Raw genomic sequence first — 20,897 nt, 5'->3', positions numbered from 1 at the left:
ACCGGAAAGCGCGACTTGCCGGAACGACCCATATAGGATAGGGGGGTATCCTATGCATATCGTTGCCGACAGAGACAAGCTCCTTGCCCGCGTGCGCCGCATCGCCGGGCAGATCGCTGCGGTCGATCGCCAGCTTTCCGGCGATGCGGGCTGTTCGGAAACGCTGCAACTGGTCGCGTCGGTGCGCGGCGCGGTCGGCAGCCTGATGGAAGAACTGATCGAACAGCATATGCGCGAGCATGTCGCCCGTCCGGGCCTGACCGACCAGCAACGGGAAGCGGCGGCGGAGGAGATGCTGGCGCTGATCCGCCGCTATGGGAAATGACGATGCACGATCACGATCATCACCATCCTCACGCGCATGGGCATGACGCCTCGACGCCCGCCATCGATGACGGGGAGGAGCGGCATTATTTCGACCATATCTATCTGACCGCCGGGCATGACCAGAATGCGAAGCGGACCTGGTGGGTGCTGTGGTTGACCGCCGCGACCATGGTGGTGGAAATCCTTTTCGGATGGCTGACCGGATCGATGGCGCTGCTCGCCGATGGATTTCACATGGCGACCCACGCCGGGGCGATGGCGGTGGCGGCGGCGGCCTATGGCTTTGCGCGGCGGCATGCGCGCAATCCTCGCTTCACCTTCGGCACGGGCAAGGTCGGCGACCTGTCCGGCTTCGCATCCGCGCTGATTCTCGCGGGGACGGCACTGTTCATCGCCATTGAATCGGCGATGCGGCTGTTCGATCCGGTTAATGTCGCCTTTGGCGAAGCGACGCTGGTCGCCACGCTGGGCCTCGTCATCAACCTGCTGAGCGCGCTGCTGCTCGGGCATGACCACAGCCATGACGGGCATGACCATGGACCTTCGGGTCATACCGACAATAATCTGCGCGCCGCATACGTCCATGTGCTGACCGACGCGCTGACATCGGTGCTGGCGATCGTGGCGCTGCTGGCGGGTCGCTATCTCGACTGGTGGTGGATGGACCCGGCGGTCGGCATATTGGGATCGATCATGATCGCGCTCTGGGCCTGGGGCCTGATGAAGGATACCGCCGCAATCCTGCTCGACACCGCCGAGCCGGCGCTGATGGCCAAAGTGCGCGCGCTGGTGGAGGCGCAGGGCGCGACCATCCGCGACCTGCATGTCTGGCGCATCGGCCCGCACGCCCACGCCGCGATTATCAGCCTCGCCCCCGGCGCCGATGTAGCAACCGTGCGCACCCACATTCGCGCCCTGCCCCGCATGGAGCATGTGACGGTCGAGTGCGATTAGGAGAAATTACCCGCGAACAGGGTCTCCATCCGACCCTCCGGCGCGGCGCGGGGATAGGCTTCTGCTTCCACCGAAAGCACGATCCATGGCTGCTTCCGATCCGTCCATAGATGCAGGATCGGCGCGACCTCATCGCTGCGGTCGAGCGTTCCGGCGCGGAGCAGGGCAATGCCCGGCCGCCCCGCATTGACGCTATACAAGCGGGTCATGCAGCGAGCGCAGGCCCGCTGGATCGTCTCGTACCCGTTGCGGCTGACATTCGTCCATTCCGCCACCGCCCCCGTTAGCGAGAGGCGCGCGGGCGGGATGGGGGCTTGCAGCGTGAAGGCCGCCCCGGACATGGTCTGACAATCGCGGCAGTGGCAGGCGTAGACAGCCGGCAAGGCATTCCCGTCCAGATCATAGCGACAAGCGCCACAACGGCAGCCACCCGACAGGCTCATCGTCACATCTCCTTCACGCCTACCCGATCGCTTACCCTGCCTTCAGCGCATCCATGATCTGACGCACCGGCGCGAGATCATAGCCCGCCGCCGATGCGGTTTCACCCAGCGCATCGGCGTCATCCCCGGCGCGGGCGCGGGTCAGCGCCCACAGCAAGGTGCTGCGCGTGCCCGACCGGCAATAGGCGAGCGTCTTGCCCGCCCCGGCCTGCTCCAGCGCTGCGGCCATGCCGTCGAGCTGCCACGGGGCAAAGCCGCCATGGCTGACCGGGACGGCGGCATAGCCGAGACCCGCCGCTTTCGCCGCCGCCTCGATCTCCGCGCCATTGGTCTGGCCCGGTTCCTCATCGTCCGGGCGGTTGTTGACGATCATGGTCACGCCCAGCGCCTTTGCCTCGCCGATCTGGTCGAGGCCAATCTGGGGCGATACGTAGAGATTGTCGGTCAACTGGCGGAACATGGGCGCTCTCCTTCGCCTGCCGCATTGCGCCAGCACGACCGCCAATTCAAGTCACAGAAAAGGCCGGATCGCCGCCAGAAAGGCGTCGCCCCACGCATCGAGCTTCTTTTGCCCGACGCCGCTGACCGTGCCGAGTTCACGGATGCTGGACGGCCGCTGCTCCGCCATTTCGCGCAGCGTCGAATCGTGGAAGATCACATAGGGCGGCACGCCCGCCTCCTGCGCCAGTTCGCGACGGCAGGCGCGCAGGGCGTCGAACAGCGGATCGCCGACCGGATTGGCCTCCGCGCCATTGCGGGCGTTGCGCTTGCTGCGCCGTTCGCGCTTGGGCGGCACGAGAATGCGCACCTCCTCCTCCCCGCGCAGGATCGGGCGGGCATTGGGACCGAGCATCAGCCCGCCATGCTCGGTCGTTTCCAGCGCGTCGCGCACCAGCAGCGCGCGCGACACCGGCCGCAGCAGCGCCGTTTCCTCGCCAGCAACGATGCCGTGGACGGAGATCTTGTCATGGCCACGCTCGCGAATCCTGTCGGTCACGCCGCCGCTCAGCACCGTTTCGATATGGCCCGCGCCGAAACTCTGGCCGGTGCGGTAGACGGCGGACAGATATTTGCGCGCGGTCTCCGTCGCGTCGATGCTGGCGGGCGGGCTGAGGCAATTGTCGCAATTGCCGCACGCAGGCGGCGGGCTTTCGCCGAAATGACGCAACAGGATCGCGCGGCGGCAGGTGGCGGTCTCGACCAAAGCGCCCAGCGCCGCGATGCGCGCCCGCTCCCCCTGCTGGCGGGCAGGGTCGAGTTCGGCGATTCGCATCCTAGCGCGGGCGAAATCCTCCGCGCCCCAGAACAGATGCGCGACCGCCGGTTCGCCATCTCGCCCGGCGCGGCCCGATTCCTGATAATAGCCCTCGATCGATTTGGGCAGGCCGGCATGGGCGACGAAGCGCACGTCGGGCTTGTCGATCCCCATGCCGAACGCGACCGTCGCCGCCATCACCATATCCTCACTGGCGATGAAGGCGGCCTGATTGGCCGCGCGCACCTTGGGGTCCAGCCCGGCATGATAGGCGCGCACCGCGCGGCCATGGCGGCCCAGCGTCTCGGCCAGCTTTTCGGTCGCGGCGCGGGTCGGGGCATAGACGATGCCCGGACCGGGATTGGCCGCGAGCAGATCGGTCAGCTGCGCGGTCAGTCCGTCGCGCGGATGGACGGCATAGCGGATATTGGGCCGGTCGAAGCCCGAGATGATGAGGCCGTCGCGCGGGATGCCGAGCTGGACGAGAATATCCTCGCGCGTGTGCGCGTCGGCGGTCGCGGTCAGCGCGAGTCGGGGGACATCGGGAAATTCGTCGAGCAGCGGGCGCAGCAGGCGATAGTCCGGGCGGAAATCATGGCCCCATTCGGACACGCAATGGGCTTCGTCGATCGCGAACAGAGCGATCTTCGCGGCGCGCAGCAATTGGCGGAACCCCTCGCCGCTCGCCCGCTCCGGCGCGACATAGAGCAGGTCGAGATCGCCGTTGCGCAGCCGGTCCTGCGTCTCGCGCCAGTCGGCGTCGACGCTGGTCAGGCTGGCGGCGCGGATGCCGACCGCATTGGCCGCGCGCAACTGGTCGTGCATCAGCGCGATCAGCGGCGACACCACCACGCAGCAGCCATCAAATGCGACCGAGGGCAGCTGATAGCACAGCGATTTGCCCGCGCCGGTCGGCATGATCGCAAGCGTCGGCCGACCCGCCATGACCCGGTCCACCACCTGTTCCTGCACCCCGCGAAACGCGGTGAAGCCGAAAATATCGTGCAGCAACGTGGGAATGTCAGGGCGCATCAGGGGCCTTTAGAGCATTTTCGAAGCAGATAGAAACCAGTTCGGTGTCGACAATTAGATGAATCATTCTGGCTTTGAAGTCCGGATTTTGCAGATATATTCATAGGGTGAGACCGCTGAGAGTTTTGAGACGGCGGCGGATATTAGGGCGGCTTCACCAAGCGGGTCCCGTTCTGACGGGAGGCTGATCGTCCAACGCTGCAACCATCCTTCAGAACAGGAGGAGCCGCGGCTTGGCCTAAACAGTAACCAGGCATATCATATACATGCAGCCTAACAGGCGCGGCCTACGGAGCATGATGCGGATCGACGATATAACCCGTTTGAACGCCTTTGACTCGACCATCGCCCGTCGTCATAGCGGCGCGCAAGACGGATATAAAGGCGGCGCGGTCACGCCGACGGAAGCATGACAAGAAAATTCTAAGAGTAGAATAATGTCCATTTCCGCCCGTCTGCTGCGTTCGCTCAACCGGACGGCCGGGACCCTCTATAGCGAAACGCCCACCTATGCATCGCATGTGGAGGCGATTCAGGCATCGCTGATGTGGGCGCATTTCGGAAGGCCGCACGAGCTCCAAGGCGCTAGTCCCTGCCATATCCCAGAGACGCCACCTTCACCGCGAGCCAGTCGGCCAGCGCCTCGATCCGTGCGAGCGCGCGCAGATCGACGTGGGTGACGAGCCAGAAGCTGCGCGTGATCGCGACCTCGTCCTGCATCAGCGGCACGAGCCTGGGGTCGTTGATCCCGATGAAGTCGGGCAAGACGCCGATGCCCGCGCCCTCGCTCAGCATGCGGTGCTGCACATTGATGCTGGTGCTGCGCAGGTGCGCTTTCAGGCCCGCTTCAACTTCGCCCAGATAATCGAGTTCCGGCGAGAAAATAAGCTCCGGCACATAACCGACGAGCATATGATCTCGCAGGTCGGCGGGATGGCGCGGGCGACCGGCGCGGTCGAGATAGGCCTTCGCCGCATAGAGCCGCAGCCGATAATTGCCGAGCCGCTTGACCACCAGCCGTCCGCGCTGGGGCCGCGCCAGCATGACGGCCATGTCCGCCTCCCGCTTCGAGGGGTTGAGGAAGCCGGAGGCTGTAATCAGATCGAGCTGAATGCCGGGATACCGCACGCTGAACTCCGCGACCGCCGGGGCCAGCACCCAGGTTCCGAACCCTTCCGCCACCGAAAGGCGAACCTGCCCGGTCGGGCCGCCGGGGCTGCCGCCGCCATCGTCCATGGCCGCGAGCGCCGCGCTTTCAATGGCTTCGGCGTGATGGAGCAGGCTTTGACCCCGCTCGGTCAGCCGCCGCTCGCCGCCGGCGATCTCGAACAGGGTCGTATCCAGCGACTGGCTGAGCCGCGTAAGACGCCGGCCGATGGTCGTCGCGTCGATGCCCAGCGTCCGGGCGGCGGGCGCAATCCTCCCCGCCCTTGCCACCGCAAGGAACGTGCGAAGGTCATCCCAGTCGAACATATCCGTCCTTCCCACTGCAAATTTGCAGCACAGGTCTGCATTTTTGTCCAATTGCCTGCACAATCACAATGTACCACATAAGCGCAAAGACTGTTTGAGAAAGAGGATGCCCATCCATGCGCGACATTGGTCACAGGCTCGCCACCGGCGTCACGGCGACGGCCGCAAGCCGCTACAGCGACGTGTTCGACCCCAATAATGGCGGGGTTCAGGCGCGGGTAGCGCTGGGCGATGCGGCGCTGCTCGATCTCGCCGTCACCGCCGCGAAAAAGGCGCAGCCTGCCTGGGCAGCCACCAATCCGCAGCGCCGCGCGCGGGTGATGTTCAATTTCAAGGCGCTGGTCGAAAGGCATATGGACGAACTCGCCCATCTGCTCTCGTCCGAACATGGCAAGGTTATCGCCGACGCGAAGGGCGATATCCAGCGCGGCCTGGAAGTCATCGAATTTTGCTGCGGCATCCCGCATGTGCTCAAAGGTGAATATACGCAGGGCGCCGGTCCCGGCATCGACGTCTATTCGTTCCGCCAGCCGCTCGGCATCGGCGCGGGCATTACGCCGTTCAACTTCCCCGGCATGATCCCGCTGTGGATGTCGGGCGTGGCGATTGCCACCGGCAACGCCTTCATCCTCAAGCCATCGGAGCGCGATCCTTCGGTGCCGGTGCGCCTTGCCGAACTGTTCAGCGAAGCGGGCCTGCCCGATGGCATCCTGCAGGTCGTGCAGGGCGACAAGGACATGGTCGACGCGATCCTCGACCATCCCGATATCAAGGCGGTCAGCTTCGTCGGATCGTCCGACATCGCCCATTATGTCTACAAGCGCGGCGTCGATGCGGGCAAGCGGGTACAGGCGATGGGCGGGGCCAAGAATCACGGGATCGTCCTGCCCGACGCCGATCTCGATCAGGTGGTGAACGATCTGTCCGGCGCGGCCTTCGGGTCGGCGGGCGAGCGCTGCATGGCGCTGCCGGTGGTGGTCCCGGTCGGCGAAAAGACCGCGATCGCGCTGCGCGAAAAGCTGATCCCCGCGATCCATGCGCTGCGGGTCGGCATATCGACCGACACGGAAGCGCATTATGGCCCGGTAGTGACCGCCGCGCACAAGGCGAAGGTGGAGGCATGGATCGGCAAGGGCGTCGAGGAAGGCGCGGAGCTGGTGATCGACGGACGCGGTTTCACGCTTCAGGGGCATGAGCAGGGCTTCTTCGTTGGCCCCACCCTGTTCGATCACGTCAAACCGACGATGGATGCGTATAAGGAGGAAATCTTCGGTCCCGTCCTGCAAATCGTCCGCGCTGACAGTTTCGAGGAGGCGCTCGCCCTGCCCAGCCAGCATCAATATGGCAATGGCGTCGCGATCTTCACGCGCAACGGCCATGCCGCGCGCGAATTCGCCGCGCGCGTCGATGTGGGTATGGTCGGCATCAACGTGCCGATCCCGGTGCCGGTCGCCTATCATACATTCGGCGGCTGGAAGCGGTCGGCCTTTGGCGACACCAACCAGCATGGCATGGAAGGCGTCAAATTCTGGACCAAGGTCAAGACCGTGACCCAGCGCTGGCCCGATGGCAGCGCGGACGGCGGGAACGCCTTCGTCATCCCGACCATGGGGTGATAGGATAGTGCTCATTAGGCGACACAGCAGGATGGACAAAGGCGACTCATGAACGGCCAATTCGACCTCAATGACGACCAGCGCGAGATTCAGGACCTCGCGCGACGATTCACCGCAGACGCCATCACGCCCCATGCGGCCGAGTGGGATGAGAAGCATATTTTCCCGCGCGAGACGATCCGGGCCGCGGCGGAGCTTGGTTTCGGCTCCATCTATGTGTCGCCGGAATCGGGCGGCATCGGCCTTGGCCGGCTGGAATCCGCGCTCATCATGGAGGCCATGGCCTATGGCTGCCCGGCGACCAGCGCCTTCATTTCGATCCATAATATGGCCGCCTGGATGATCGATTGCTTCGGTGCGCAGGCGGTGAAGGACAAATATCTGCCCTCCATGGTCACGATGGAGAGGTTCGGCAGCTATTGCCTGACCGAAGCGGGATCTGGTTCCGACGCGGCGGCGCTGAAAACCCGCGCGGTGCGGGACGGCGATCATTATGTCGTGACCGGATCGAAGCAGTTCATTTCGGGCGGCGGCGAAAATGACATCTATGTCGTGATGGTCCGCACCGGCGAGGATGGCCCGAAAGGGATCTCCTGCCTGGTGATCGAAAAGGATATGGCGGGTGTCAGCTTCGGCGCGAACGAACGCAAGCTTGGCTGGCATGCCCAGCCGACCGCGCAGGTGAATTTCGACGGCGTCCGCGTGCCGGTGGCCAATCGCATCGGCGACGAGGGCGAAGGGTTCCGGATCGCGATGATGGGTCTGGACGGCGGCCGGCTCAACATCGGCGCCTGCTCGCTGGGGGGCGCGCAACGCTGTCTCGACGAGGCGATCGGCTATACGAAGGAGCGCCGGCAGTTCGGTCAGGCCATCGCCGATTTCCAGAATACGCAGTTCACGCTGGCCGACATGGAAACCGAGCTTCAGGCGGCGCGGACCTTGCTCTATACCGCCGCCGTCAAGGTCACGGACAACGCGCCCGACAAGACCCGCTTCGCCGCCATGGCCAAGCGGTTCGCCACCGACACCGGATCGTCGGTGGTCGACCGGGCGCTGCAACTGCATGGCGGCTACGGCTATTTGATGGACTATCCGATCGAACGCTTCTGGCGCGACCTGCGCGTCCATTCGATCCTGGAGGGCACCAATCAGGTAATGCGCATGATCATCGGCCGCGAGCTGGTGCGGGGATGAGCGAGATCGAGGCTCCACTGGTCCTGACGTCCATAGAAGGCGGCGTCGGCCGTATCCGGCTGAACCGGCCCAAGGCGATCCACGCGCTGACCCCCGCCATGGTGGAGATCATCACGCGGGCGCTTTTGATATGGCGCGGCGACGACGCCGTTAACGCCGTGATGATCGACCATGCCCCCGCGCCGGATGGCGATCCTAAGCTGTCGCGCGGTTTTTGCGCGGGCGGCGACATTGCGATGATCGCCAACAGCGCCCGTGCCGACTGTGCCGAGGCGGAGCGGTTCTTCTTCCACGAATATCGGATGAACCATCTGTTGTTCGTCTATCCCAAGGCGGTCGTCACGTTCATGGACGGCATCACCATGGGCGGCGGCGTCGGCATCGCCGCGCCTTCGCGTTATCGCGTCGCGACCGAGCGGACGGTGTTCGCCATGCCCGAAACCGGCATCGGCCTGTTTCCCGATGTGGGCGGCGGCTGGTTCCTGCCGCGCCTGCCCGGCCGGGTCGGCGCATGGCTGGCTACGACCGGCGCGCGGATCGACGGGGCGGATTCGCTGTCGATCGGGATGGCGTCGCACTATATCGAAAGCGGGCGGCTGGAGGATGTGAAGGCGCGGATCATCGCCGACCCTGCCCGTCTGGCCGCGATCCTCGACGCCGCGCACAGCGTCCCGCCCCCGGCCAGGCTGGATGCGCAGCGCGACGCGATCGACCGGCTGTTCGCCTCCGATCGCTATGAGGACATTTTATCCGCGCTCGCGGCGGACCATTCGGAATGGGCGCAAAAACAGCGCGCGCTGCTCGGCACGAAATCGCCGCAGACGGTAAAGGTCGCGCTGCGGCAGCTGGTCGAGGGCGCGGCCTTCACCGATTTCGCCGACAATATGCGCAACGAATATCGCATCGCCCATCATGTCATCCGCCGGCCCGATTTTGTCGAAGGCGTGCGCGCCGTCATTTTCGACAAGGACAATGCGCCGCGATGGACGCCGGCGACGGCGGAGGACGTGACCGACGAACTGGTCCAGTCGCTGTTCGCGCCCCTGCCGCCCGAACAGGAATGGACCCCGCTGCCCGCATTAGGAGAGTGATTGCAATGAGCGCTACGATCGCCATCATCGGATTGGGCAATATGGGCGGCGGCATGGCCGCCAATCTCGTCAGGAACGGCTATGCGGTGCGGGCTTTCGACCTGTCGGAGGACGCACTGGCCAAGGCGGAGGCCGCTGGCTGTACGCGCGCCACCAGCGCGGCGGATGCGGTCGGCGGGGCCGATGCCGTGGTCACGATGCTACCGGCGGGCAAGCATGTCGAGGCCGTTTATACGGACGATGTCTTTGCCGCTGCGGCCAAAGGCGCGCTGTTGCTCGATTGTTCGACCATCGACGTCGCCACGGCGCGCCGCGTCCATGACGCCGCTGCCGGCCAGGGGTTCGACATGGTCGACGCGCCGGTATCGGGCGGCATCGCGGCGGCGGCGGGCGGCACTCTCACCTTCATGGTGGGCGGCAGCGATACCGCGTTCGAACGCGCAAAGCCGATCCTGTCGGCGATGGGCAAGGCGGTGATCCACGCCGGCGGCGCGGGCACCGGACAGGCCGCGAAAATCTGCAACAACATGCTGTTGGGCGCGACGATGGTCGCGACCTGCGAAGCCTTCGCCATGGCCAAAAAACTGGGCCTCGATCCGCAGACATTTTATGACATTTCCAGCGTTTCGTCAGGCCAGAGCTGGTCGATGACCAGCTATTGCCCGCTGCCGGGCGTCGGCCCCGCCACCCCGGCCGACAATGATTATCAGGGCGGCTTTGCCGTCGCGCTGATGCTCAAGGATCTGAAGCTCGCGACCCAGGCGGCGCAATCCGTCGACGCCGCCGTGCCGATGGGCAACGCGGCGCAAGCTCTCTACCAGGCGTTCGCCAGCTCCGGGCAAGGCGGCCGCGATTTTTCAGCGATCATCAAGATGCTGGGATGATCGACCGCGAGGCCGTCATAAGAATCTTGCATGCGCTACTATAGCGCAGGGTATCGGCATCGGGGATCAGGGTGAAACTGGTGCGGCGGTTGGCCAGCAGGGCGCTCACGCTCGTAAATTCGCCCAGGCACATCGTCACCGCATCGATGGTGTGGCCAAACGGGATGGTCAGCAGAGTCGCGCCATTGGCGATGTCGGCGGTATAGGCGTTGGGCTGGTCGATCGCCGCGCCCCAGTTCATGCCCGACCCGACCACGACAAAGGAACCGAGGGCTTTGAGCGGTTAAGGCAAAACGCGCTCGATTGGATTGTTATGCTCCTGCGTAAAGCAGATAAGGAGCAACCCCGCTACCATCCCGCTATTCCAAAGCAATTAGCGGTGTGTCCGGTCTATCGAACCTATACCGCTTCACCTACCATATTATATCCTATGCTGATCGGCAGTTTGGGCAGACCGCGAGTTCCGAGCCGATGACGAAGGATGATCCAGCATATCAGTATATACGGTTGCTGCGCGCTCAAATGTCTGATTCGGAATTGGTCTTAGTCGCGCTCAATTGCGCGTTCGGGCCGGGGCATGAAAAGTTCAAGCCGCTTATCGAGCGTTACGCTCTACTTCATAACATGAACCCATCTGATCGGACCCTGTTCGAGTTAGATGTCCAGTTTGAACCAGAGGCTTTCGGGATCACGAACCAAGACAGAATAGCCCACGGTGACGGCCCGCCCGCGCTCCTTGATGGCGAAGGCCAAGGGGATGATGACGCATCTTTATGATGGCCGCTATGTTGGCCGGGAAAGACGGCCGTAGATTTTTCTTAAGAAAATCAATGTGTTAAATAGAAAAATGGCGGAGACGGAGGGATTCGAACCCTCGGTAAGGAGTTATCCCTACGACGGTTTAGCAAACCGTTGGTTTCAGCCACTCACCCACGTCTCCACATGGCCTGAATACCCGTCGAGGACGGGCCAGCGGCTAGGCGATCCGGGCTATAGCGACGCTCTTCGCACATGGCAACGGTCCGTTGGCACGATTTTATGCGCGATTGCTTGATGGTGCGGTCTCCATCCGGCGCGTAATAGACTCGTGTCGCCGTTCGTTCATTGTCGTTTCAGCTTGCTACCCGATAACTGTCGCCCTGATATATGAGCGGATTTGCGGGGAGTGACGGGATGATCGGAACATTGAGGCGAGCGACCGCCCGCTATGTGCGTGGCAGAGCGGTGATGGCAACGCTTGCGAGCCTCGCGCTCGCGCCGGTGCCCGCCAACGCGCAGGTACGGACGGTCGATCCGAACAGCGCGATCGATTCCGATCTTGCGCCTGTGCCCCCGGCGCGCAGTGCGCCTGCTGCCCCGGCGGCCGACACTGCGGTCAAAGCCGACAGCAGCGTCTATGAAGCGCAATCCGACAGTGGCGTGACATCGGGGGCGACGGCGACCGGAGCGCCCGTCACGGCGGGTTCGCCGCCAGCAGCGCCCGTACCGGCTGACTCCTATCAACAGGATGATCTAATCGGCGCGGCCGAAGGCGTGTTCGGCAAGGGTGCAGCCGGCCTTGCGGGGATGATCGAGAAGATCCTCAAGGATCAGGGACGTCCGAACGCCTATATTGCGGGACGAGAGGCGTCAGGCGCGTTCGTCGTCGGCCTGCGCTATGGTTCGGGCACGCTCAATCACAAGGTCGAAGGCAAAAGGGAGGTTTACTGGACCGGCCCGTCGATCGGTTTTGATGTCGGCGGCAATGCCTCCAATACGTTCGTACTGGTCTATAACCTCTACGACACGCAGGATCTGTTTCATCGTTTTCCTGCCGCAGAAGGCACCGCCTATCTCGTCGGCGGCTTTACCGCCAGCTATCTGCGGTGGGGCAGCGTGGTGCTGATCCCGATCCGCCTTGGCGTCGGCTATCGGCTGGGCGTCAATGCGGGCTATATGAAATTCACCGAGAAGCGGAACTGGCTGCCCTTCTGATCGATCGGGCGGGTCAGAGCGATAAGGCGAGTTGTTCGACGGGGCGGATCGCCTCGTCGCCCGGCTCCAGATTATGAATGCCAAGACCCAATAGACGCGCGCCGGTGCGCAGCGGCCATTGCGCCAGCAGCAGCGCGCGCGCGGTCTCGCCGAGCATAGCGGGTGAACGCACCGGCGTCGCAAAGCTTCTGGAGCGGGTGATGATGCGGAAATCGGCGAATTTGATCTTGAGCACCACCGTCCGGCCATAACAGCCGTTTTTCTCGATCCGGCTCCACAGGCTTTGCGTGATCCGGTCGATCTCGCCGATCAGGGCGTCACGCGACACAAGGTCATCGAAAAACGTGTCCTCGACGCTGACCGACTTGCGCTCCTGCCGATCGCGCACCGGGCGGCCATCCTCTCCCCGTGCAGCGGAAAAGTAGAAGTGGGCGGCGCTGCCGAAATGGCGTTCGAGAAAGGTCAGATCGTGCGCGCGCAGATCCGCGCCGGTCTCGATCTTCAGCGCCTGCATTCGCCGCGCGGTCACTGGCCCTACTCCGTGGATGCGCCGCACCGGCATGGCGGCAATGAACGCAGCGCCAGCGCCGGGGCGCACCACACACAGGCCATCGGGCTTGTTCTGATCGGACGCCAGCTTGGCGAGCAGCTTGTTGTAGGAAACGCCCGCAGAGGCTGTCAGTCCTGTTTCCTCGCGGATCATCTGCCGAATCTGCTCCGCGATGGCGGTGGCTGACGCGATCCCTAACTTATTCTCCGTCACATCGAGATAGGCCTCATCGAGCGACAGCGGCTGGATGATATCGGTGAAGCGTTCGAAAATCGCCCGTACCTGCGCCGACACCGCGCGATAGACTTCGAAGCGCGGCGGCGCGAAGATCAGGTCCGGGCATAGCCGCCGGGCGCGAGCGCCCGGCATGGCCGAGCGAACCCCGAATACCCGCGCCTCATAGCTCGCCGCCGCCACCACCCCGCGCGGGCCGCTGCCGCCGACGGCGACCGGCTTGCCCCGTAACTCCGGATTATCACGCTGTTCCACCGACGCGAAAAAGGCGTCCATATCGACATGGATGATCTTGCGCAGTGGGCCAGCAACCGTGAGGGGCGACGAGTCGTCCATGCGACATGCTTATGCCATGACGGGAACGAAAGGGAAACAAATGTCGGCCTTGCGTGATCCGCCGCCGCTTTATTTCCCGAGCTGATCCTTAAGCGCCAGCAGAGTGGCAAAAGGCCCGGCCTGCTCCTCCCCAACCACACCTGCCGCTTTCAGCAGCGCGTCGGCGTTGGGCGAGCGGGGATAAGGCGTCATGGCCAGCGCGACCGTTTCGGCGACCGCTTCGCCTATGTCGATCACCTGCCCGTCATAATCGATCGTGTCGCAATCTTCGGCGTCGATCTCCAGTTCCTCGCCTTCGCCCGGCTGCGCATCGTCGCGGACGAAACGCAGGGTGAAGTCGGTGTCGATCTCTTCCGCCACCGGGACGCCGGTGGCGACGCAGGGCTGAGAGAGCGCGGCCCGAACCCGGCCACGCGCGACAATGCCGCCATTTTCCTCGCCCAGCCCATAATCCGCATCGAGCCGATCCAGCGCCAGCAGGCCGAAGCGCCGGGCCAGGGCGGTCCGCTCGCTTTCGTCGGCGCTGATATGATTGACGGGCGCGAGACGACCCAACTGGTCGATGCGCACGGGCCGCGAAAATTCGGGCGCGAGGGTTTTGGGCAGATGGGGGGCGCTCATCCCAGATCGCCTGCCAGCAGCGCTTCGCGCGCCACTTCGCCAAGCCGCGCCCAGCGCGCACGCAGCGCCCCTTCCACATGCGCCAGAGCATCGGGCGCGGGATGTTCGCCGCGGTACAGGTTGCGCCGCAGCGCCTCCGCCAGATCGCCATCGCCGCCAAGCCCCGCGCGATAGGCCGACAGCCGACCGCCAAGCGCGCTCATCATGCGGCCGATATGCTTGCCGACCACGACATCGCCAATGCCTTCCTGCCGCAACTGACCATCCATATCGTCGACGAACAATTCGGTCAGCCACACGCTTTCCTGCGCCGCGTCCTTTTCTTCCAGGCGGATGAGGACCAGCGACAGAATCGCGACGATCATGTCGAACCGGCCGTCGAGCGAATCCGGCACGCCGCCGTCGCGATACCAGTGCGGCTGGCGTCCCTCGGCGACGATAGCGTGATAGAGCGGGGTCATCATACCCCTGGGATCGGCACGCCCGAACAGGCGTTGCAGGAAATTGGGGGCTGATCTGGACATAGTTCGCACTGTTTTCAGGACTGCATGGGGGTGAAAGCCAGCCGCCCCTTGCCGGGACCACTGCATTTCCATATTGATCGGGGCGTCGCCCAATGCAATGGCGGCTTTCGTTGTTTCTTGGGTTCCGGGGCTGTCCCCCGCGGGAGAATATCATGCGTCAGCTCAATCGCCCATTCTCCGGCGGCTTATCGCGCGGCAATCTTGGCCGTAGCGGCCGCCTGCTGCTGGCGGCGGGTCTGGGCGCAATCCTCATCGGCACGTCGGGCTGCGCACGGGTGCGCACGCATCAGGGTTATCAGGTCGACAAGCTGCTGGTCGATTCGGTCCAGCCGGGCATCGATAATCGCGCATCGGTGGAAGGGACGCTGGGCCGTCCGACTTTCGCGGCGCAGTTTGGTGATGCCGACTGGTATTATGTGTCGCGCGACATGCGCGCGCTTGCCTTCTCCAATCCCAAGCCGTCCGCGCAGACCATCTTGCATGTCCGCTTCGATCCCGCCGGCAATGTCGTCGCGGTCGATCGCATGGGGCTGGAACAGGTGGCGCATATCTCGCCTTCGGGCGAAAAGACGCCGACCCTCGGCCGCCATCGCAGCCTGTTCGACGAGATATTCGGCAATATCGGCGCGGTGGGTGCGGGCGGCATGGGCGGTGGCGGTGGCGGCGCCGGCCCTGGCTCGGGTGGCCCGAACGGAAGCTGATGCATCCGTCCGGCGAGGCGCTCATGGTCGCCATCGCCGGACATATGTTGCTTATGGCGTGGGCGCTTTATCGCCCTCGATCACGGTCAGGGGTAGTTTGATCGCCTGAAGCTGCGGCAGGACCTGCGTCTTGTCGCCCACCACGATCCAATGGATCTTCGCCGGATCGATGACGGCGCGGGCGGCCTGATCCAGCGCGGCGGGCGTCAGCGCCTGATAGCGCCGCGCGAGGCTCGTCACATAGTCGAACGGCCTGCCGAACAGCGCATCCTGCCGCATTTCGCCCAGAATCGCGGCGGATGTTTCGAACTGGCCGGGCAAGCTGGCGATATTGCCCTTCACCACGCGGGTAAATTCGGCAGGAGTCACGCCCTTTGGCCCGAGAAAGTCGGTGATGTCCTGCTGGATCGCGGTGATGGCGGGGCCGGTCTTGTCGGCCTGCACCGGCGCGGAAATCAGATAGGCGCTACGCTCCGCCCGCTCGGCGAGATAGGAACCCGCGCCATAGGACCAGGCCTTCACCTCGCGGATATCGGTGTTTATGCGCGAGAGAAAATCGTCGCCCAGCACGGCATTGGCCGCGTTGAAGGCAACGATATCGTCGCCGCCCTTCAGACCCGTCACGAAACCGCCGAGCAGCACCGACTGCGGCGATTGCGGCCGGTCGATCAGGGTGATGCCGGGCCGGGGCGCGGGGATGGGCGCGGAAAAATCCTTCACGCCCTTCATGTCGCGGGTGGAGCGCCACGCGGCGAAGCGGGCCTCCAGCAGCGGCTTGATCTGCGCCATGGTCGAATCGCCGACGACGAAAATCTCGACATTGTCGGGCCGTAGCCACTTATTCTTGTACGCCCCGAGATCGGCGGGCGTCAGCGCCGCAACCGCCGCACTGTCGCCAAGGCCCCGAGCCGGCACGCCATAGGGGTGGCTGGGACCATAGAGCATCGGGAAAATCGCCCGGCTGGCGAGGCCTGATGGCTGCGTCTTTTCCTGCGCGATCTGCGCCAGCTGGATCGCGCGGACGCGTTCCACTTCCTTCGGCTCGAACGCCGGATTCTTGACGATGTCGGCCAGCAGATCGAGCGAGGGCGAGAGGTTGGCGGTCAGCGCGCGCAGCGTCACGACCGATCGGTCCATCGTCGCACCCGCGCTGATGCTCGCGCCAAGCCGCTCCTGTTCCTCGGCGATCTGGATCGCGTTGCGGCTGGTCGTTCCTTCGTCGAGCATCGACAGGGTGAACTGACCGACGCCCAGCCGGTCACGCGGATCGGCGGCGATGCCGCTGTCGAAACTCAGGCTGACCAGCAGCATCGGCACCGCCGTTCGCCGGGCGAAATGGACCTTGATGCCGTTCGAGAGGCTCGCGGTTTCGACCGCGGGGTAATCGAGCGCCGGGGACGCTGTGACGGCGGGCAGCGGCTGGCGGGGCTTGGGCAGTGAAGCGGCGACCTCTTGCGCCGATGCATCCCTGGCCGGTCCCTGCGCCTCGGCATAGTCGGCGCGCGGCCCCGGATCGACCCGCAGCGCATAGACCGGGCGGGTCAGCCATTTACCCATCGCCGCCGTGGCGCTGGCGGGTGTGACCGCCGCGAGCGCGGCCAGCTCCTTCTTGTAGAAAGCCGGATCATTTTGATAGAGCGCGCCTTCGGCCAGCGTAGACGCCTTGCCCGAAAAGCCGCCGACGATTTCGAGACCGGCAATCTGCCCCGATATCTGCCGGGTGGCGACGCGGCTCACCTCGTCGGCGGTCGGCCCCTTGGCGATGAAGTCGGCGATGATCGCATCGAGCCGTTTCGACACCAGCGCCGGATCGGTGCCGGGCTTTACATCCACCGTGACTTCAAACTGGGCGATCTGTTCGAAGGTCTGGACGCTGGCGCTGACCGCAACCGCCAGTTGCTCCTGTCGCACGAGGATATTGTCGAGGCGCGAACTGGCGAGGCCCCCCAGCACATCGGCGGCCACAGCCAGCGGCGCATTGGCCGGATCGCCCATGCCCGGCACGATCCAGTCGCGATAAAGGCGGGTCGTCGCGACCCGATCCTTCATCTCCTGATCGACGCGGGCAGGCAGGCTCGGCACGGGCGCGGCGACCGGCTCGACCTTCCTACCCGCTGCTATCGACCCGAAATATTTTTCGACCTTCGCCCGCGCCGTTGCGAGATCTATGTCCCCAGCCAGCGCCAGCACGGCGTTGTTGGGACCATAATGATCCTTGAACCAGCCATGCACGTCGGCAAGGCTGGCGGCGTCGAGATCGGCCATCGACCCGATCGTGTCATGGCCATAAGGATGCCCGGCGGGGAATAGCGCCTCGCTCTGCGCATAACCGACGAGGCCGAACGGCTGATTGTCATTCTGCCGCTTTTCATTCTGGACCACGCCGCGCTGGGCGTCGAGCTTGGCCTGGGTGACGGCCCCGAGCAGCCGCCCCATGCGATCCGCCTCCATGAACAGCGCCAGATCGAGCGCGCCGACCGGCACCGTTTCGACATAGTTGGTGCGGTCATACCAGGTCGAACCGTTGGTCGGCGTCGAACCGGCGGCCGACAGCGGCTCATCGAAACTCGGCACATTTTCCGATCCGCCGAACATCAGATGTTCAAACAGATGGGCAAAGCCGGTCTTGCCCTTCGGCTCGTTTTTCGATCCGACGCGGTAATAGACGGTGACGCCGACGACCGGCGCCTTGCGATCGGTATGGACGATGACCCGCAGGCCATTGGCGAGGGTGAATTGCTGATAGGGGATGTCGATGGTCGAGGCGAGCGAGGCAATCGGGGCCGGGGCATTCTGCACTGGGGGCGCGCCGCGCGCATAGGCGACCGGCGCCAGCAGGGACGCGGACAGGGCGAGCGATGCGATCAGGCGGCGCGACTGGGGGGAATGGTGCATGGAACCTCTTGGGACGGGTCTTGACGGGCGAGGCCGCTTCGGCGTGAAACATAACGGAGCGCTATAGCGAGGCAAGGAGGATTAAGGCGGACTGAACGGCGGCATGAGGGGCCACGCGCGACAAAAATATGCCGTCGGCCCTTGTGTGCTTTTTATGCAACACCATATCGCGATCCTGTCGATCAAGAGGCTGTCATGAACATCGAAAAATTCACCGACCGCGCCAAGGGCTTTCTGCAATCCGCCCAGACCGTCGCGATCCGCATGAACCATCAGCGGATCAGCCCCGAACATCTGCTGAAAGCGCTGCTGGAAGATGAGCAGGGCATGGCGTCGGGTCTCATCAAGGCGGCCGGGGGGGACGCCGCCACGGCGCTGCGCGAAACCGACGCGGCGCTGGCGAAGGTGCCTGCCGTCTCCGGTTCGGGCGCGCAGCAGACGCCGGGTCTCGATAATGACGCGGTGCGCGTGCTCGACAGCGCGGAACAGGTCGCACAGAAAGCAGGCGACAGCTTCGTGACCGTCGAGCGGCTGCTGCTGGCGCTTGCCCTTGCGACCACCACAGCGGCTGGCAAAGCACTCAGTGCCGCAGGTGTGAAGGCGGAAGCGCTGAACGGCGCGATCAATGCCTTGCGCGGCGGACGGACGGCTGACACCGCCGGTGCCGAGGATCGGTATGATGCGCTGAAGAAATTCGCCCGCGACCTGACCGAAGCGGCGAAGGCGGGCAAGCTCGATCCTGTGATCGGTCGCGACGAGGAAATCCGCCGCACCATCCAGATCCTCGCGCGGCGCACCAAGAACAATCCGGTCCTGATTGGCGACCCCGGCGTGGGCAAGACAGCCATCGCCGAGGGGCTGGCGCTGCGTATCGCCAATGGCGACGTGCCCGACACGCTCAAGGATCGCGCGCTGATGGCGCTCGACATGGGGTCGCTGATCGCGGGCGCCAAATATCGCGGCGAGTTCGAGGAGCGGCTGAAAGGCGTGCTGGACGAGGTGAAAGCCGCCGAGGGGCAGATCGTCCTGTTCATCGACGAGATGCACACGCTGATCGGCGCGGGCAAATCCGAGGGCGCGATGGATGCGGGCAATCTGCTCAAGCCCGCCCTGGCGCGCGGCGAACTCCACTGCATCGGCGCGACGACGCTCGATGAATATCGCAAATATGTCGAAAAGGACCCCGCGCTCCAGCGTCGGTTCCAGCCGGTGTTCGTGGGCGAACCGACGGTCGAGGACACCATCTCCATCCTGCGGGGCCTCAAGGAAAAATATGAGCTGCATCATGGCGTGCGGATCACCGACGGGGCGATCGTGAGCGCGGCGACGCTGTCCAACCGCTACATCACGGACCGCTTCCTGCCCGACAAGGCGATCGACCTGATGGACGAGGCCGCGTCGCGCCTGCGCATGGAGGTGGAGAGCAAGCCCGAGGAGATCGAGACGCTCGACCGGCGGATCATCCAGCTCAAGATCGAGCGCGAGGCGCTGAAAAAGGAGACCGACAAAGCGAGCGTCGACCGGCTGGTGGCGCTGGAAGCCGACCTCGCCAATCTGGAGGAGCAATCTGCGGGGCTTACCCGGCGCTGGCAGGCGGAAAAGGACAAGATTGCCGGTGAGGCGAAGATCAAGGAACAACTCGATGCCGCGCGGCTGGAGCTGGAACAGGCGCAGCGGGCGGGCGATCTCGGGCGGGCGGGCGAGCTGTCCTATGGGACGATCCCGGCGCTCGAACGCAAGCTGGCCGAGGTCGAGGAAGCGGGTGAAGGCGCAATGCTGCGCGAGGAAGTGACAGCTGAGGATATCGCCGGCATCGTCGCGCGCTGGACCGGCATTCCGGTCGAGCGAATGATGACGGGCGAGCGCGAAAAGCTGCTCGCGATGGAAGCGGAACTGGGCAAGCGCGTCATCGGGCAGGCTGATGCGGTGAAGGCCGTGGCGAAGGCCGTGCGTCGCAGCCGCGCGGGGTTGCAGGACCCCAATCGGCCGCTCGGCAGCTTCCTGTTCCTTGGCCCGACCGGGGTCGGCAAGACGGAATTGACCAAGGCGCTGGCCGGTTTCCTATTCGACGACGACAGCGCGATGGTGCGCATCGACATGAGCGAGTTCATGGAAAAGCACAGCGTCGCCCGGCTGATCGGCGCACCGCCCGGCTATGTCGGCTATGAGGAAGGCGGGGTGCTGACCGAGGCCGTGCGCCGCCGCCCCTATCAGGTGGTGCTGTTCGACGAGGTGGAGAAGGCGCATGGCGATGTGTTCAACATATTGCTCCAGGTGCTGGACGATGGCCGGTTGACGGACGGGCAAGGGCGCACGGTCGATTTCACCAACACGATCATCGTTCTGACGTCGAACCTTGGCAGCCAGTATCTGACCGGCCTTGCTGACGGACAGAAGGTCGAGGATGTCGAGCCGCAGGTGATGGAGATCGTTCGCGGGCATTTCCGGCCCGAATTCCTCAACCGGCTGGACGAGATCATTCTGTTCCACCGGCTGGGCGCGGAGCATATGGCGCCGATCGTCGATATTCAGGTCGGCCGCGTGCAGAAGCTGCTCAGGGATCGTAAGGTGGTGCTGGACCTGACCGACGGCGCGCGCGCGTGGCTGGGGCGGGTCGGCTATGATCCGGTCTATGGCGCGCGGCCATTAAAGCGCGCGGTGCAGCGTTATCTGCAGGACCCGCTCGCTGACCTGATCCTGCGCGGGGAGGTTCCGGATGGTTCGACCGTGCGAGTGGAGGATGGCGACGGCGCGCTGGCGTTGGAAGTCGGCTGAGAGGCCGGAGCGGCATGC

19 protein-coding genes and 1 tRNA gene are annotated in these 20,897 nt (G+C 64.6%); 10 read left to right on the top strand and 10 right to left on the bottom strand.

Annotated elements, in window-relative coordinates; genetic code table 11:
• Window positions 1-52 precede the first annotated feature (52 nt).
• Both ACODSN_RS13630 and dmeF read left to right on the top strand, forming a co-directional pair.
• Entirely contained in the window at window positions 53-325 is a 273-nt protein-coding gene (locus ACODSN_RS13630) for a metal/formaldehyde-sensitive transcriptional repressor (protein WP_489056032.1), read from the top strand.
• Window positions 322-1,281: a CDF family Co(II)/Ni(II) efflux transporter DmeF gene (dmeF, locus tag ACODSN_RS13625; RefSeq protein WP_489056031.1), complete on the top strand. Its 960-nt coding sequence runs from the start codon at window positions 322-324 to the stop codon at window positions 1,279-1,281. The genes ACODSN_RS13630 and dmeF overlap by 4 nt, the downstream gene beginning before the upstream one ends.
• On the opposite strand, the gene ACODSN_RS13620 is transcribed toward dmeF, so the two are convergent.
• The 4 genes from ACODSN_RS13620 to ACODSN_RS13605 form a co-directional block, all read right to left on the bottom strand.
• The gene (locus ACODSN_RS13620) at window positions 1,278-1,724 is read right to left on the bottom strand and encodes a GFA family protein (protein WP_489056030.1); all 447 of its coding nucleotides are present in this window, start codon (window positions 1,722-1,724) and stop codon (window positions 1,278-1,280) included. The two genes, dmeF and ACODSN_RS13620, sit on opposite strands and share 4 nt — an antisense overlap.
• A gap of 31 nt (window positions 1,725-1,755) precedes the next feature.
• Window positions 1,756-2,184 (bottom strand): protein tyrosine phosphatase family protein, encoded by a 429-nt coding sequence (locus ACODSN_RS13615; protein WP_489056029.1) that lies wholly within the window; start codon window positions 2,182-2,184, stop codon window positions 1,756-1,758.
• A 51-nt stretch (window positions 2,185-2,235) separates the two neighbouring features.
• Entirely contained in the window at window positions 2,236-4,011 is a 1,776-nt protein-coding gene (recQ, locus tag ACODSN_RS13610) for a DNA helicase RecQ (RefSeq protein ID WP_489056028.1), read from the bottom strand.
• Window positions 4,012-4,596: 585 nt separating this feature from the next.
• A complete protein-coding gene (locus ACODSN_RS13605) occupies window positions 4,597-5,484 on the bottom strand; it encodes a LysR family transcriptional regulator (RefSeq protein ID WP_489056027.1) in 888 nt (295 codons plus the stop codon).
• Window positions 5,485-5,600: 116 nt separating this feature from the next.
• Here ACODSN_RS13605 and ACODSN_RS13600 point away from each other — a divergent pair, with 116 nt between their 5' ends.
• From ACODSN_RS13600 to mmsB, 4 genes are read left to right on the top strand one after another with little or no spacing between them, the layout of a single operon-like run.
• Window positions 5,601-7,100 carry a CoA-acylating methylmalonate-semialdehyde dehydrogenase gene (locus ACODSN_RS13600; protein ID WP_489056026.1) on the top strand — a complete coding sequence of 500 codons (1,500 nt, stop codon included), beginning with the start codon at window positions 5,601-5,603 and terminating at the stop codon, window positions 7,098-7,100.
• A gap of 48 nt (window positions 7,101-7,148) precedes the next feature.
• Window positions 7,149-8,294: an acyl-CoA dehydrogenase family protein gene (locus ACODSN_RS13595; protein WP_489056025.1), complete on the top strand. Its 1,146-nt coding sequence runs from the start codon at window positions 7,149-7,151 to the stop codon at window positions 8,292-8,294.
• A complete protein-coding gene (locus ACODSN_RS13590; protein ID WP_489056024.1) occupies window positions 8,291-9,385 on the top strand; it encodes an enoyl-CoA hydratase/isomerase family protein in 1,095 nt (364 codons plus the stop codon). The genes ACODSN_RS13595 and ACODSN_RS13590 overlap by 4 nt, the downstream gene beginning before the upstream one ends.
• Before the next feature lie 5 nt (window positions 9,386-9,390).
• A complete protein-coding gene (gene mmsB, locus ACODSN_RS13585) occupies window positions 9,391-10,269 on the top strand; it encodes a 3-hydroxyisobutyrate dehydrogenase (protein WP_489056023.1) in 879 nt (292 codons plus the stop codon).
• Here the strand turns inward: mmsB and ACODSN_RS13580 are convergent.
• Window positions 10,253-10,525, bottom strand: a complete 273-nt coding sequence (locus ACODSN_RS13580; protein ID WP_489056022.1) for a hypothetical protein — start codon at window positions 10,523-10,525, stop codon at window positions 10,253-10,255. The two genes, mmsB and ACODSN_RS13580, sit on opposite strands and share 17 nt — an antisense overlap.
• Before the next feature lie 125 nt (window positions 10,526-10,650).
• Here ACODSN_RS13580 and ACODSN_RS13575 point away from each other — a divergent pair, with 125 nt between their 5' ends.
• Complete coding sequence (locus tag ACODSN_RS13575; protein WP_489056021.1) at window positions 10,651-11,046, top strand: putative phage abortive infection protein; 396 nt, start codon at window positions 10,651-10,653, stop codon at window positions 11,044-11,046.
• A gap of 71 nt (window positions 11,047-11,117) precedes the next feature.
• Here ACODSN_RS13575 and ACODSN_RS13570 read toward each other — a convergent pair.
• Window positions 11,118-11,209, bottom strand: a tRNA-Ser gene (locus ACODSN_RS13570).
• A gap of 233 nt (window positions 11,210-11,442) precedes the next feature.
• Here ACODSN_RS13570 and ACODSN_RS13565 point away from each other — a divergent pair.
• Entirely contained in the window at window positions 11,443-12,243 is an 801-nt protein-coding gene (locus tag ACODSN_RS13565) for a DUF1134 domain-containing protein (RefSeq protein WP_489056020.1), read from the top strand.
• Between the two features lie 13 nt (window positions 12,244-12,256).
• On the opposite strand, the gene dinB is transcribed toward ACODSN_RS13565, so the two are convergent.
• The 3 genes from dinB to ACODSN_RS13550 all read right to left on the bottom strand — a co-directional run bounded on the left by dinB (window position 12,257) and on the right by ACODSN_RS13550 (window position 14,508).
• Entirely contained in the window at window positions 12,257-13,363 is a 1,107-nt protein-coding gene (gene dinB / locus ACODSN_RS13560; RefSeq protein WP_489056019.1) for a DNA polymerase IV, read from the bottom strand.
• Between the two features lie 69 nt (window positions 13,364-13,432).
• Window positions 13,433-13,984 (bottom strand): DUF177 domain-containing protein, encoded by a 552-nt coding sequence (locus tag ACODSN_RS13555; protein ID WP_489056018.1) that lies wholly within the window; start codon window positions 13,982-13,984, stop codon window positions 13,433-13,435.
• A complete protein-coding gene (locus ACODSN_RS13550; protein WP_489056017.1) occupies window positions 13,981-14,508 on the bottom strand; it encodes a ubiquinol-cytochrome C chaperone family protein in 528 nt (175 codons plus the stop codon). Before ACODSN_RS13550 ends, ACODSN_RS13555 begins: the two co-directional genes overlap by 4 nt.
• 152 nt (window positions 14,509-14,660) lie before the next feature.
• Here ACODSN_RS13550 and ACODSN_RS13545 point away from each other — a divergent pair, with 152 nt between their 5' ends.
• On the top strand, window positions 14,661-15,209 hold the full coding sequence (locus tag ACODSN_RS13545) for an outer membrane protein assembly factor BamE (protein ID WP_489056016.1): 549 nt from the start codon (window positions 14,661-14,663) through the stop codon (window positions 15,207-15,209).
• Between the two features lie 51 nt (window positions 15,210-15,260).
• Here ACODSN_RS13545 and ACODSN_RS13540 read toward each other — a convergent pair whose 3' ends face one another.
• A complete protein-coding gene (locus ACODSN_RS13540) occupies window positions 15,261-18,104 on the bottom strand; it encodes a M16 family metallopeptidase (RefSeq protein WP_489056015.1) in 2,844 nt (947 codons plus the stop codon).
• A 195-nt stretch (window positions 18,105-18,299) separates the two neighbouring features.
• On the opposite strand from ACODSN_RS13540, the gene clpB reads away from it, so the two are divergent.
• Window positions 18,300-20,879, top strand: a complete 2,580-nt coding sequence (gene clpB / locus ACODSN_RS13535) for an ATP-dependent chaperone ClpB (protein WP_489056014.1) — start codon at window positions 18,300-18,302, stop codon at window positions 20,877-20,879.
• The last annotated feature ends 18 nt before the right edge of the window (window positions 20,880-20,897 follow it).

This window comes from Sphingobium sp. FG11 (assembly GCF_057809915.1).
The sequence above is the reverse complement of the archived record's forward strand: the minus strand, read 5'-3'. Positions and strand labels throughout refer to the sequence as shown.